We start from the raw sequence: 14,077 nt of genomic DNA on the forward strand, positions 1-14,077 counted from the left end.
ACTTGGTCGATGGGCGTGGTTGACCTCAGGCCCCCTGATCGGCGCTGGACCGGCGATAGGCTGCGGGTGTCTGCCCCGTGCGGCGACGGAAGGCGCGCTCAAAGCTGCTGGCCTCGGAATAGCCCAGTCGGTCCGCGATTTCAGGGATCGGCAGGCCGGTTTTGGCAAGCAAGGTCATTGCACGGAGATCGCGGCACTGGCCGAGGATCTCGGCAAAGCTGGTGCCTTCATCGGCCAGCCTGCGCCGCAGGCTGCGCCGTGACAGCCCCAGTTGCCGGGCGACCAATGTCTGATCCGCACAGCCATTGCCCATTGTCAGCATCACCTGTCGCCTTGTCCGCTCTACCAGAGTGCAGTCGCGTTCCAGCCGGATGGCGACTTCGGTCAACTCTGTAGACCGCATCTGAAAGCGCCGCAGATCCCCGCCGGGCATCGGCCTGTCCAGAAGCCCCGCGCTGAAAGTCAGCGCGTTGGTGTCCGCCTGATAGATAACCGGGCTGAACGCCGCCGCTCCGCTGCGATGATCGGCCCCTTGGTCGGGATGTTCAAAGCACAGCTCCGTCGGGCACCAGCCCGCCCCGGCCACACGGGCGATCATTGATGCAAAGACCCCGATGGTCAGCTCCGCGTCCTGATCCCGTGGCCAGATGTTCGCATCCAGAATGCGGTAGGACAGGCAGGCCTCACCGCCACGGACCTCCAGCCGAAAATCCGTCTCGTCCTGCACCGTGTTGAAGGCCCGTTCGACCAGCCGCAGGGCCGCGCCCAATGTCGGCGCCGCCATCGCCGCGCGGCCCACCTCTCCGATATTGGTGACGTCGAAATTGGCCCCCACAAAGCGGCCAAAATGCGGGGCATGCAGGCGGCTGGCGGCGATCTGGTTCAGCGTGACAAACTGCCGGAGCGGCAGCGAAGAAGGCCGCGCCAAAAGGTCCGGCATCTCAACGGCCGCGGCGGCGCACAGTTGCGAGACGTCGCCACCAAGGTCGCGCACAATCCGAATCGGATCGCGAATGGCGGTGGCAACGATTTGAGCGGTTTCTGGCATTTCGGCTTGATACGCTTGAGTTGGCTGGCCCCTGTGGGAGCTTAGCATCGCTTGATTGGAACGCAAAATAGCGCGCGCGCAAGGTGTCGCCGCCACGCGCCACGCAAATTGTCCGAAAATGTCAGATGCAATGCATCAATCTGTTTCTACGCTGGCGTCATGATCAACAAGTACACCCCCAGCGTTCCGGACTTGGCGATAGCGGGCGGCGGTCCTGCGGGCGCGATTGCCGCTATTCTGCTGACGCGTGCCGGGGCGCGGGTGACGCTGGTCGACGGCGCGCCGCGGACCGATTGGGTCGAGGGTGCCGGGGCGCGGCTGGTGGCTGCCATGAAAGCCCAAGATCTGGCGCTGGAGGGTCTGGGCCCGATGGTCGAACGCCGGGTCCGCTGGGGCGACCTGACCGGGGTTCCCAACCGCGAACACATCCTGTCGCGCCGCGCTTTTGACGCCGGGCTGCGCACACAGGCCAAGGCGGAAGGCGTGACACTGGTCAACGGCACCGTGGCCAAGGTGCAACCGGGCGCGATCCTGCTGGCCGACGGGCGGCGCATCGCGGCGGGACTGGTGTTTGAGGCACGCGGACGCCGCGCCCGCACCGCGCCGGGCCGCAAACGCGGGGTGCCGACTGTCAGCCTGTCCGCCGCCACCAAGGCCTGCGCGCCCGGCGCAGAGGTCATCGCCCACGCCAAAGGCTGGATCTGGCGGATCAGCGATGGCGCGCGCGGCTGGACCCAAGTGACCGTTGACGCCGATGCCGCGCGTGATCCCGCACAGGTCTGGCGCGACATGACCGGGTTTGACCTGCCTGACACGGCACGCGTCACCGGTGCCGAATTGCGGCTGTCCGCGCCCGATCTTGACCCCGACATGCCGCGCCTTGGCGACGCCGCCGTGGCAATGGACCCGCTGTCCGGACACGGGCTGTTCTGGGCGCTGGCCTCTGCCTTGATGGCCGCACCGCTGGCCGAGGCGCTGCTCAGCGGCCAAACAGACCTTGCCCGCCGGTTTTACAAAGGCCGCGTTGTCGCGACCTTTGACCGACAAGCCCGCGTCGGACGCGATTTCTACCGGGCTGCCGGTCTTGACGGCCCCTTCTGGCAGGCGCGTCGTCTCTGGCCCGACGACATCCCCGCAGAGCCGGTCCCGCCCGCCGCCGCCTTTCTTGACCGCCGTGTGGTGGTGCGTGGCGGTCGGCTGGCCGAGACAGACGTCCTGATCACGCCGCAGGAGCCGGAAGGCGTCGCATTTGTCGGCGGGGTCGAGATCGGGCCGGTTCTGGCCCGACTGCGCCACGGCGCGCTGCCCGACAAGGACACCTTTGCCCGTCACATCCTGACGGACGCACCGCCCGCAACCGCATGTCGCATTCACGATTGGCTGACCGAGCGCGGCATTCCGACCGCACCGGCAACGAACAACAAGGAGGTTACAACATGATGAACCGAGGAGGCGCGCTGGTGCTCGCCGCCATTTGCACCGTGGCCGGGGGTTTCGCCCAAGCGCAGGACGGCAAGGACCTGCTGGAAACCACCTGCGGCACCTGCCACGCGATGACCGATGCCGGGCTGACGCGCATTTCCGGACAACGGAAATCACCCGAGGGCTGGCTGATGACCATTGTCCGGATGCGCATGTATCATGGTCTGGACATCTCTGTCGACGAACAGGCGGAGCTGGTTGCCTACCTTGCCGACACACAGGGCCTTGCCCCGTCGGAAACCGCCGATTGGCGCTATGCGCTTGAAAAGGACCCCGCCCACGTCGAAGCCATAGACGAGCCGTTGGGAACGATGTGCGCGCGCTGCCATACCGGCGCGCGGGTCGCGTTGCAGCGACGGACCGCCGAAGAGTGGTCCCTGCACATGGATTTCCACGTCGGCCAGTTCCCCACAATCGAATATCAGGCGCTTGGCCGCGACCGCGAGTGGTACAAGATCGCCTCGGAAGAGATCGCGCCGCTGCTGGCCGAAACCTATCCGCTGGAAACCGATGCATGGGCCGCGTGGCAGGCAGCGGACAAACCCGATGTGGCCGGTGACTGGGTTGTGCTGACCGATCTGCCGGGAAGCGGCCCGGCCTATGGCACGCTGACCGTCGCGGGCGACGCCGCGCCTTACGCCGTGACCGGAGAAATGACGCTGGCGGACGGCACCACCGCGCCGGTTGGCGGGCAGATGAACCTTTACACAGGGTTTGAATGGCGCGCCAACCTGACCATCGGCGGCACCGCCTACCGGCAGGTGCTGGCCATGTCCGAGGACGGCAGCGCCCTTGCAGGCCGCCAGTTCCTGCGCGACGACGACAGTCTTGGCGGGACACTGAAAGCGGCCAAGGTCGGCAGCGGACCCGCCCTGCTGGGCGTGGTGCCAGAGGCCATTGCCGGGCAGGATGCCACGGTTCAGGTCGTCGGCACCGGGCTGGACGACATGCGGATCGAAGGCAGCAACGGCCTTGCCGATCAGGTCACGACAAATGCCTTTGGCGCGACCGCGCATCTGGCTGGCGAAAGCGCCGGGTTCACCTTTACCGCTGGCGATGACACGGCCAAGGCCGCGCTGTTTGACACCCTTGACCGCCTGACGGTCGAACCCGGCTTTACCATTGCCCGCGTCGGCGGTGGCTCTGACACGGGTCCTGCGCCGGTGCCCGCACGCTTCAAGGCGATTGGCTGGTGGAACGGGCCGGACGGCACCCCCGACACGGACGACGACATCCGCCTAGGTGCCGTCGATGCCGAATGGAGCGTCGAAAACCACAACGATATCGCCGAGGCGATGAAGGATGCGGCCTTTGCCGGACAGATCGGCGCCGACGGGATCTTTACCCCCGCCGTGGCCGGACCCAACCCGGACCGCCCGTTCTCGACCAACAACGCGGGGGACCTCAAGATCGTCGCCAAGGCGGCGGGTCTGACCGGCGATGCACAGTTGATCGTGACCGTGCAGCGTTTCATCGATCCGCCGATCCGCTGAGGGAGACACAGATGGGATACCTACGTTTTCAACCACACAATGCCCACATGGTGCGCGTGGAAGAGCGGAACCTGCTCTTTCACATCCCCACCACCTCGTTGTTTGAACTCGACGCGCTGGATGGAGAGGTTCTGGGCTACTTCGCCGAACGGGGTGATGTCGCCGAGGCCGACATGCGCGACCGTTTCAAGGGACAAGACCCCGCGCAACTGGCCGAAAAGCTGCAAGGGCTGCTGGATCTCGACATCCTGACCGATGGCAGGCCGGTGACGGCCGAACGCCCGGACATCAAGATCGAGAACTTTCCCCTGTCCACGATCATCCTGAACGTGAACACCGGCTGCAACCTTGCCTGTTCCTACTGCTACAAGGAGGACCTTGATACCCCCAACGCCGGGCGCAAGATGGCCTTTGACACGGCGGTGCAGTCCATCGACCTGCTGCTCAAGGAAAGCCCGGACCGCGAGGCCTATAACATCGTCTTTTTCGGGGGTGAGCCGCTGTCCAACATGCCGCTGATCCGCGACGTGGTGGCCCATGCAGAGCCGCGCTTTGCCGCTTTGGGCAAGGAGGTGAACTTTACCCTGACCACCAATGCGACGCTGCTTACGGAAACGCTGGTGGACTGGCTGGACGCACACCGCTTTGGCCTGACCGTGTCGATGGACGGGCCCAAGGCCCTGCATGACCTCAACCGCAAGACCGTTGGCGGCAAAGGCTCTTACGATGCGGTTGCCGCCAAGGCGCGGATGCTGTTGTCACGCTACAAATCGCGCCCCGTGGGCGCGCGGGTGACGCTGACAGCCGGTGTGACCAAGGTTGAGGAAATCTGGGACCACCTGAAAAACGACATCGGCTTTGCCGAGGTTGGTTTCAGCCCGGTGACCTCCGGCGACATGACCGCCTTCAACCTCAGCGGCGATGAACTGCTGGAGGTCTTCGAGGGCATGAAATCGCTGGGCCGCCGTTATCACCGCGAGGCACGTGAGGGCAGCAACATCGGCTTTTCCAACATGCACCAGCTGATGCAGGATCTGTGGGAGGGCCGCTCCAAGGCGCTGCCCTGTGGTGCGGGCATCGGGATGCTGGCGGTGGACCATTCCGGCACCATCAACCTGTGCCATCGGTTCACCGGCACGGACCTCAAATTCGGCGACGTGACGACAGGGATCGAAAAGCCCAAGCTGGCCGGCTTCCTCGAAAGCCGTCTGGACCGCACCGACAAGGGCTGTGCCACGTGCCGGATTCGCAACCTATGCTCGGGCGGCTGCTACCACGAAAGCTATGCGCATTTCAGCGACCCGCTGAAACCGGCGTATCACTATTGCGACCTGATGCGGGACTGGATCGATTTCGGCATCGAGGTCTACGGCGACCTGATCGCCACCAACCCGCAGTATTTCCACGACCACATTGCCCCCAGAAAGGCGAACCACAAATGAAACCGCTGAACCAGAAAGCCGCGCGGACGCTTCAGGCCGCGGCGGAAGACAAGATGGACGAGGTCCGCGCCATGCAGACCGTGACCGCAGGCTGCGCCACCACCTTTGACCCCGGATGGGAGGTCGATCCCTTTGGTGGCGTCGCCGCCCTGTGCCAGCCGATGGAGGCCGATCTTTACGGCTGTTCCGACCCCTGCTGGTGGCCCGCGCAGGTGCCCGACACCATGGTCACCTACCCCGACTGGAGCGCGGACGCCCCCAATGCTGCCGACGACTGGCGCGCGCTTGGCACGGTTTTCCCCAAGGACTCGAACACGTGAGGCGCATGATGAAAAACGCATTTCTTCTGACCGCGCTCCTTGCGGCGGCCACACCCGCCGCCGCCAAGGACCTGCTGGTCACCGTCGCCAAGCCCGGCAACCTCTATGTCTATGACGCGGCGGAACGCGCCTTGGTCAAGGACTGCCCGATGGGAACGGAGATGAGCCCCGGCGTGATCCAGATGTCCCCCGACGGCAAGACGGCCTATGTGCTGGTCAACCGCTGGCAGGACGTGATCGGGATCGACATCGAGACCTGCGAAAAGGTGTTCTATGCGGCGCAATCGACGGATGAGGTCACGCGCCGCTCGATCGCGTCGCTGGCAGTCGCCGCCGACGGCTCCGAGATCTACACCGTCCGCAACCCCACGCGAAAGCTGGTCGATCGCTACGAGGTGATGGAACCGGAGTTTGCCGTCTATGCCGCCGATGGCGGGCTGGAGGCAGAGCCGCTGCGCACCTACCCTGCCCCGCGCCGGTCGACCGTGATGCAGACCGGCGATGACGGCACGGTCTACATCGGCGGGCATGAGATCTATGGCATGGACCCCGCCAGCGGCACGCTGGAGGTGGCCATTCCCAACGCCAGCTGGGACCGCCCCCTGCACAGCCCGCCGGATGTTCTGGCCTTTTGGCCCATCGGCACCCAAAACGCAGAGTTCATGCTGATGTATACCGCCGCCGTGTTCAGCGACGAGACGCAGACCGAACTGGCGGATTTTGTCTGGGGCTTTTCCTCTGTCGATCTGGAAACCGGCGACACCACGGTGCAGGATTTTGCCTCGCTTGAGGTGCTGATGTTCTCGGGCGTGCGCGACCCGAACGCCGAGAACCTGCTGTACGGCGTCTATACCCAACTGTCGAAACATGACGTGGACACCCGCGAGTTGATCAAGCGCGTCGACTTGCCCCATACCTATTACGTCATCAATATCTCGACCGACGGCAAGGAGCTTTATGTGGCCGGAACCAATGACGATATCGGCGTCTACGATGCCGAAACGCTGGAGCGGATCGGCGAGATGCTGGTGCCCTCGGGCGGCGACATGGGCACCGCGACGCTACAGGTCGTGCAGGTCGATTGACCCTGGCACGTCCGATCAAACGGCGTGACACCACGCTGTCCGCGCGTCTCGGCCATTGGGCCGGGGCGCGCCTTTTCGATGATCGCGCGGCGGGTTGGCTGTTGCCGATCCTCCTGCCCCGGCTGCGTATTCTGGGGGTTCTGCTGGGTCTTGGCCTGATAGCGGCGCTGGCCGCTCTGGCGCCGCCCTACCTGACCAAACTGGTGATTGATCAGGGCCTGATGGCCGGTGACCCGCAGGCGCTGGTCTTTTGGTCGCTGATGTTGCTGGCGGTGGGCTTTGCCAGTCTTGCGATGGGGGCCTTCAACTCGGTCCTGCACATGCGGGCCTCTATCGCGATGCTCGCCGATCTGCGCGGGCTGCTGACACGTACCGTTCTGGAACGCTCTGCCGCGTGGCGCGCGCGGGGGCGGACGGGGGAAATCCTTGCCCGGATCGACGGCGACGCGGGCGAGGTGCAGCAATTCGCCTTCAACGCGCTGCTGACCGGCTCCTCCGGTGTGTTGCGGCTGGTCGGCGGGGCGGCGATGCTGTTCCTGCTGAACTGGAAACTGGCGTTGCTGGCGGTGTCTCTGGCCCCTCTGGAACTGGCGTTTTTCGCCTTCGCACGCCCACGGACGGAAAAACTTGCACGGGAAACACGGGCCGAACGCGGACAGTTCGCCGGGCAGGTCGCCGAGATGATCGCCGGGCACGGGGCCATTCAGGCGGCGCGGGCCGAGGCACCGGTCGCCCGCAGCATCGCCCGCCGTCAGACCACCCTGAACGCCGCCCTGATGCGCGCGCAACTGTGGGGAGAGGTCACGCGCGGCGTCCCCACCGGGTTGGCGGCGCTGGTGCGGTCGGCGATTTTCCTTGTCGGCGGGTTGATGGTGATCGACGGGACTTGGCCGCTTGGCTCGCTGATTGCCTTTATCGCCTACCTCGGGTTTCTCGTCGGCCCGATGCAATCGCTGATGGGTCTCTGGCATGCGCAGGCGCGGACCAAGGCGGCGCTGGACCGGCTGTCGGGGATCATGGTGGCCGAGGACGCCCTGCTGTGGCCCGACACGCCTTTGCCCCTGCCTAAGGGGCCGCTGGATCTACGGCTGAAGGATGTAGCCGTCTCACACGGCGCGCGGGAGATCGCCGCCGGGATCACCTTTGACATTCCGGCGGGCACCAAACTGCGCCTGACCGGGCCAAGCGGGGTGGGAAAATCCACGCTCCTTGCGCTGTTCCAACGCCATGCCGACCCAGAACAGGGCCACATCCTGCTGGGCGGTTGCGACCTGCGCAGCCTGTCGCGTCAGGATTTGCGCGGCGCGGTGGCCTTTGTGCCGCAACGCCCCTTTGTGATCGAAGGCACCGTGGCCGAAAACCTTGCCATGTCCGCGCCCGACGCCACGCGGACCGCGATGCAGGAGGTCCTGTCCCTTGTCGGTCTGTCGGACCGTTTCGCCGCCCGTGGCGGGCTGGACGCTTGGCTGGGCGAAGACGGCTTGACCCTGTCGGGGGGAGAACGCCAACGGCTCTGTGTGGCGCGTGCGATGCTGCGTCCGTTCCGCGTGCTGATTCTGGATGAGGCGCTGTCAGAGGTGGATGCCGCCCTTGTCGCCGGGACCATCGCCGCCCTCGACACCCGACATGCCCAAGCGACGCGGATCATTGTCACCCACGGCAATGAGGCCGCCTATGGCCGGTTCGATACCACGGTTGACCTGTCACGCTGGGCCGCATCATGACGCGTGTCGCGCTGATCGACGGGCCGCTGGCCCCTGACAGCCCCGGCATCGCCGAGGTGATCGACCCTGCCGGGGGGGCAATATTGCGCAGCCCCGCTGGACAACATGCGGTCGCCATCGCCGCCGCGATCCGGTCAGAGGCCCCCGGCGCCGCAATCATCAGCATTCCGGTTTTTCGGGGGCGTCTTGCGGCCTCGGTCGCCGATCTGGTCGCGGCGCTGCGGCTGGCCGCCGACACCGACGCCGCAATCGTGCATTGCTCGCTGGGGCTGGGCCGGAACGCGCCAGAGGTCGCCGAGGCCATCGCCGCGCTGGCGGATCGGGTTGTGGTTGCCTCTGCCGTGGCGCGCGGCGGGCCGGTCTGGCCCGCCGCCCTTCCGCCGGTGATCGCGGTTCAGGGCGACGCCCGTTGCGCGCCGGGCCAATGGTCCCACCTTGCCCTGCCCACAGCGGACTTCGGCGCCTGCCCGCACCTTGGGCACAGGCCGGGTGTCGCCGGTCCCAGCATCGCCGCCGCACATGTCACCGGCGTGCTTGCCGCGCAGGGCCTGACGTGCCCATCTGCGGCGAAGGCGTTTCTTGAATCGGGCGCATCTCATCGCGGACGCGAACGCCGGACCGCAACACCATGACCCCCGTGTGCGCACCTGTGGGAGGGGCGCGACGTCAGGCAATCAGGGGCGCGATTGGCAATCGAGACGCCCGCTATGCCGTCCCGCCGATACAGGCGACCGCTGCCCGCGCCAGATGGGCGGACGCCGCAACACCGTCGATCAGTGGCACGGCGGTCCTCGCCGCCAATGCGGACTTGAGCGGGGCCATGCCCGCGCAGCCCAGCACCGCGCAGGCAGCCCCGTCTTCACTGCGGGCCAGATCGACCTCGGCGGCGATCCTGTCAATCGTTTCCGGCGCGCCCTTGTCGATGGTCAGAACCGGCAGGCCGCTTGCCCGGACCGGGGCGGCCAGCCCTGAAAACCCGAGCCTGTCGATATTCTGCTGAATGACCGGGATCGAAACGGCAAGCGAGGTGACCACGGAAAAGCGCATCCCCAGCAACGCGGCCATCACGTAAGACGCCTGCCCGATGCCCAGCACCGGACAATCGGCCTGCGCCTGCGCTTCGACAAGGCCGGTGTCGTCAAAACAGGCGATGACGACCGCATCCGCGCCCGCGGACCGGGCTATTGCCAGCCTGGACAGGACACCTGGCACCGCCAGATCACCGTCCTCGGCCCCTTGGATCGCGGCCGGACCATCGCTGTTTGTCATCCCGACAATCTCAATCCCGGGCAGCGCCTGCCGCGCCGTCGCCACGATCCCCCGTGTCATGCTTTCTGTCGCATTGGGGTTGATATAGACGATCTTCATACGCCTTTGCCCGCATCCGACCCCTGACGCGCGCGGCGCTTGTTCATGAGCCATGCGCTCAGGACAAACACCGCGATGATCCCGAAGGAAAACAGGGTGGTCAGGGTGCCCAGCGCAAAGATCACCGGCGTGGTGACATTTGTGGTCATGCCAAAGATTTCCAGCGGCAGGGTGTTGTAGCTGCCCGCGGTCAGCAATGTCCGGGCAAACTCGTCATAGGACAGGGTAAAGCCAAACAGGGCGACCCCAATCAGCGACGGCGCGATGATCGGCAGGACAACGTGGCGGATTGTCTGCCACGCGTTCGCGCCCTGATCGCGCGCGGCCTCTTCATAGCTTTTGTCAAAGCGGTTGAAGACGGCGAACATGATCAACAGGCCAAAGGGCAGCGTCCACGTCAGTTGTGACCCGAACCCGGAGGTCGCCCAATGCACCCTCAGCCCCAACTGGTTGAAGATCAGCCCGACGCCCAGCGACACAAGGATCGACGGGATCACCAAGGATGTGATGGCCGCGTAAAACAGGATGGCCGATCCGGCAAAGCGTTTGCGAAATGCCAGCCCGGCCATGACCGAGACCACAACCGTGGTGACCATGACCAACAGACCAAGACCCAAACTGCGCCGGAACGCGCCCCAGATATCGCCCACCGCCTGTTCCTGAAACAGGTCGCGGAACCAGTGCAGCGAAACGCCGTTCATCGGAAAGGTGAGGCCACCTTGCGGACCCTGAAAGCTGAGGATGCCGATGGTCAGGATCGGGCCATAGAGAAACAGCACAAACAGGCCAAAGAAGGCGGCAAGCACGTAGAAACTGCGGGGGCGGCGTTCCATCTTACAGCTCCTTTCGGATGTTGACGAAGCGCAGCAGGATCGCGATCACGATCAGCACAGTGCAGAGCAGCACAACGGCGGTGGCGGCGGCGGAGGGGTATTGCAACAAGGCAATATCGTTCGAGATCAAGCGCCCCACATTGGCGCGCTGCGATCCGCTCATGAAACGCACGGTGATGAAATCGCCCATCACCAGCGTCACCACAAAGATCGTGCCGATCATGATCCCCGGCTTGGTCAGCGGAATGATCACATGTACCAGCGTCTGAAAGCCCGACGCACCATTGTCCCGCGCGGCTTCCAGCAGGGATTTGTCGATCCGCATCATGGTGTTGAAGATCGGAACCACCATGAACAGCGTATAAAGATGCACAAAGGCAAGGATCACCGAGAAATCGGAATACAGCAGCCAATCCAGCGGCTCGTCGATCACGCCCCAACCGATCAACGTCTGGTTGGCGATGCCGTTGCGCCCCAGAAACGGAATCCAAGAGATCATCCTGATGATGTTCGAGGTCCAGAACGGGATCGTGCAGATCAGGAACAGCGCGATCTGAACTGTCAGGCTGCGCACGTGGAAGGCGAGGAAATAGGCAACGGTAAAGCCGATGGTCAGGGTCAGCGCCCATGTGATGAAGGCGTATCGGAACGTCGCGCCAAACACCTTGTATGTCACCGGGGACGAGAACAGGAATTCGTAATTGTCCCATAGGAACGCGGGATAGATCGAAAATTCGGTCGCGCCCCAAAAGCTGACAATCACGATCATGATGATCGGCGCGATCAGGAAACCCACCAGCACCAGCGTCAGCGGCGCGGCCTGCACCCATCCCAGCACATGCCGATTTTTCAGATAATTCGCCGCCATCGGGCCTCCGCACGTCTCGCGCTACATTTCGGGCTTTTCGAGGTGCGGGGAGAGAGTTCCCCCCGCACCGGGACGCCTCGCAAGACGCGAGGCAACGGGTATCAGGCTGCGATGAACTCGTTCCACTTGCGAACCATGTACTGGTTCTCGTCCATGACCGCGTTCCAGCAGGCCACAGCGCCCATGCGGTCCTCGAACGACCCGCCATCGCGGACATCCCCGGCCGAGGCCAGCACGTCGCCGCCGGGCGAGGTGATGTCGCCGGTGGCAGGCTTGCCCTCGAACCAGTAGCCCCACTCGTTTTCTGACATGAAGTCCTTGGAGGTTTCCGGCACAGCCGAATAGTAGCCCTGACGCATCAGGTAGCCGCCGACCCAGCCAGAGAGATACCAGTTGATGTACTCATAAGCGGCGTCCAGCTCGATTCCCGTCAGGGACGAGGACAGGCCGATGCCGCCGCCCCATGAGCGGTAGCCCTCTTTCAGGGGTTGGTAGACGCAAGGAATGCCGCGTGATTTGACGGCAGTGATGGCAGGCGACCACATGGATTGGATCACCACCTCTCCGCTTGCCATCAGGTTCACCGACTCGTCGAATGTTTTCCAGAAGGCGCGGAACTGGCCGTTCTGTTTGGCCTCGGTGAAGATCGCCATGGTCTTGTCGATCTCGTCGCGGGTCATATTGCCCTTGTCGCCATACTGGATCTCACCCATCGCCTCGCAGACCATGGCCATGTCCATGATGCCGATTGAGGAAATATCGAGGATCGAGGCCTTGCCCTTGAACTCGGGGTTCAGCAGTTCGGCCCAAGTCTCGATCGGGCGGCCGATCAGGTCGGGGCGGATGCCCAGCGTATCTGCGTTGTAGATCGTCGGGATCAGCGTCATCCAGTTGGTCTGCTCATCGGCAAAGGTCTTGGCCCCCTGCTCGGGCACAAAACCCACGGTATGCGGCGCGGTGCCCTGTGCGATCACGCTGTCCGGGGTCAGCTTGCCGGATTTGAAGATGCCGACGATCTTGTCGTAGTTGGCGATCTTCGACACATCCATGGCCTGTAGATTGCCGGTCGGCCAGACCTTTTTGCAGATCCAGTATTCGATGTCCGCAATGTCAAAGCTGTCGGGCTGGGTGGCGGCGCGCTGGGTGACGCTGTCGCTGTCCAGCGCGGTCATTTCCAGCGTAAAGCCAAGATCCTCTTTCACTTTCTTGGCCACGTCGTTCAGGTTCGACACCCCGGTGCCGAACTGACGCAGAACAATGTCCTTGGTGTCCTGCGCCCAAAGCATCGGGGCTGGCAGGGCAGAAGCGGCCAAAGCCGCGCCCCCGGCCTTGAGCATCGCACGGCGGGAATATCCGACCTTGGGTTTCGACATGATATCAGTCCTCTCTGTTGAACCGTCTGGATTTGGGGGGAACGTGGCCGTTCAGGCCATGAGGCGGTGCAGCCGCCCCTCGTCCCAACGCAGCGTGACCGCTTCGCCGGGGGATTTTGGGGAGGCGAAAAACTGGTCCTCGGGCAGCAGGGCCAGCACCTCGTCACCGCTGTCGGTCCTGGTCGTGACCGCAACCGACGCGCCCTGATATTCGACCGCAACAACCGTCGCAGGCATTCCATCGGGGGCCAGCCTGACCGCGTCCGCGCGCACCGTGACCTTGCCCTCGGGCAAGGCAAGGACGTTGTGGCCGCCGATGAACCGCGCGACGAATTCTGTGCGCGGCGCGGCCCAGACCTCTCGCGCGGGGCCAGCCTGTTCGATCACGGCGTCGTTCATCACGACGATTTCATCCGCCAGCGCCAAGGCCTCGTCCTGTCCGTGGGTGACGTGGATAAAGGTGATGCCCAGTTCACGTTGCAGCTTTTTCAGCTCGGACCGCATGCGGATGCGCAAAAACGGGTCTAGCGCCGAAAGCGGCTCGTCCAGCAGCAGGACCTTGGGTTGCGTCACCAGCGCGCGGGCCAATGCCACCCGTTGTTGCTGCCCGCCCGACAGTTGCGCCGGAAGACGGTCTGCAAGCTGGGTCATGTCCACCAGTTCCAGCAGTTCATCCGCCTTCTTGTGGCGCGCGCCCTTGTCCATGCCTTTCATGCGCAGCGAAAACGCCACGTTGTCGCGCACCGACAGGTGCGGGAACAGGGCGTAATTCTGGAACATCATCGCCGTGCCACGCTGCGCTGGCGGCAGGTTGGACACGTCATGGCCATCCAGCAGGATCGAGCCTTCGCTGACCTCTTCATGCCCGGCGATCATCCGCAGGGTCGATGACTTGCCACAGCCCGACGGCCCCAGCAGACAGACATAGCTGCCCGGTGCGAACACATGGTTCAAATCGCGCACGGCAATCGTATTGCCATAGCGTTTGGTCACGTGAACCAGTTCCAGATCGTATCCCGTCCGCATGCCGTCCTCATCAGA

At 64.4% G+C, this 14,077-nt stretch carries 13 protein-coding genes; 7 read left to right on the top strand and 6 right to left on the bottom strand.

What is annotated here, in order from left to right:
• Positions 1–25 precede the first annotated feature (25 nt).
• Positions 26–1,048: an AraC family transcriptional regulator gene (locus ACN0S5_RS13480; RefSeq protein ID WP_417209015.1), complete on the bottom strand. Its 1,023-nt coding sequence runs from the start codon at positions 1,046–1,048 to the stop codon at positions 26–28.
• Positions 1,049–1,207: 159 nt separating this feature from the next.
• Here ACN0S5_RS13480 and ACN0S5_RS13485 point away from each other — a divergent pair, with 159 nt between their 5' ends.
• Genes ACN0S5_RS13485 through ACN0S5_RS13515 form a run of 7 tightly spaced genes read left to right on the top strand, consistent with a single transcriptional unit; the run spans position 1,208 to position 9,226 of the window.
• Positions 1,208–2,488, top strand: coding sequence for an NAD(P)/FAD-dependent oxidoreductase (locus tag ACN0S5_RS13485; protein WP_417209016.1), 1,281 nt, complete (start codon positions 1,208–1,210; stop codon positions 2,486–2,488).
• Entirely contained in the window at positions 2,485–4,023 is a 1,539-nt protein-coding gene (peaA, locus tag ACN0S5_RS13490) for a quinohemoprotein amine dehydrogenase subunit alpha (RefSeq protein ID WP_417209019.1), read from the top strand. Before ACN0S5_RS13485 ends, peaA begins: the two co-directional genes overlap by 4 nt.
• Before the next feature lie 11 nt (positions 4,024–4,034).
• The gene (gene peaB / locus ACN0S5_RS13495; RefSeq protein ID WP_417209021.1) at positions 4,035–5,465 is read left to right on the top strand and encodes a quinohemoprotein amine dehydrogenase maturation protein; all 1,431 of its coding nucleotides are present in this window, start codon (positions 4,035–4,037) and stop codon (positions 5,463–5,465) included.
• A complete protein-coding gene (qhpC, locus tag ACN0S5_RS13500) occupies positions 5,462–5,785 on the top strand; it encodes a quinohemoprotein amine dehydrogenase subunit gamma (RefSeq protein ID WP_323771805.1) in 324 nt (107 codons plus the stop codon). Before peaB ends, qhpC begins: the two co-directional genes overlap by 4 nt.
• A gap of 8 nt (positions 5,786–5,793) precedes the next feature.
• Positions 5,794–6,870: a quinohemoprotein amine dehydrogenase subunit beta gene (peaD, locus tag ACN0S5_RS13505; protein WP_417209024.1), complete on the top strand. Its 1,077-nt coding sequence runs from the start codon at positions 5,794–5,796 to the stop codon at positions 6,868–6,870.
• Positions 6,867–8,594 (top strand): ABC transporter ATP-binding protein, encoded by a 1,728-nt coding sequence (locus ACN0S5_RS13510; RefSeq protein ID WP_417209027.1) that lies wholly within the window; start codon positions 6,867–6,869, stop codon positions 8,592–8,594. Before peaD ends, ACN0S5_RS13510 begins: the two co-directional genes overlap by 4 nt.
• Positions 8,591–9,226 (top strand): hypothetical protein, encoded by a 636-nt coding sequence (locus tag ACN0S5_RS13515; RefSeq protein ID WP_417209029.1) that lies wholly within the window; start codon positions 8,591–8,593, stop codon positions 9,224–9,226. Before ACN0S5_RS13510 ends, ACN0S5_RS13515 begins: the two co-directional genes overlap by 4 nt.
• A gap of 73 nt (positions 9,227–9,299) precedes the next feature.
• Here the strand turns inward: ACN0S5_RS13515 and ACN0S5_RS13520 are convergent, their stop codons facing one another.
• From ACN0S5_RS13520 to ACN0S5_RS13540, 5 genes are all read right to left on the bottom strand, one after another.
• Positions 9,300–9,962 (bottom strand): aspartate/glutamate racemase family protein, encoded by a 663-nt coding sequence (locus ACN0S5_RS13520; RefSeq protein WP_417209031.1) that lies wholly within the window; start codon positions 9,960–9,962, stop codon positions 9,300–9,302.
• Positions 9,959–10,795 carry an ABC transporter permease gene (locus ACN0S5_RS13525; RefSeq protein ID WP_417209033.1) on the bottom strand — a complete coding sequence of 279 codons (837 nt, stop codon included), beginning with the start codon at positions 10,793–10,795 and terminating at the stop codon, positions 9,959–9,961. The genes ACN0S5_RS13520 and ACN0S5_RS13525 overlap by 4 nt, the downstream gene beginning before the upstream one ends.
• 1 nt (position 10,796) lies before the next feature.
• The gene (locus ACN0S5_RS13530; protein ID WP_417209035.1) at positions 10,797–11,663 is read right to left on the bottom strand and encodes an ABC transporter permease; all 867 of its coding nucleotides are present in this window, start codon (positions 11,661–11,663) and stop codon (positions 10,797–10,799) included.
• Positions 11,664–11,764: 101 nt separating this feature from the next.
• Positions 11,765–13,036, bottom strand: a complete 1,272-nt coding sequence (locus ACN0S5_RS13535; protein ID WP_417209037.1) for an ABC transporter substrate-binding protein — start codon at positions 13,034–13,036, stop codon at positions 11,765–11,767.
• 51 nt (positions 13,037–13,087) lie between these two features.
• Positions 13,088–14,062, bottom strand: coding sequence for an ABC transporter ATP-binding protein (locus ACN0S5_RS13540; protein WP_417209038.1), 975 nt, complete (start codon positions 14,060–14,062; stop codon positions 13,088–13,090).
• Positions 14,063–14,077 lie beyond the last annotated feature (15 nt).

The organism is Antarctobacter sp. (assembly GCF_048262615.1).
Classification (GTDB): Bacteria; Pseudomonadota; Alphaproteobacteria; order Rhodobacterales; family Rhodobacteraceae; genus Antarctobacter.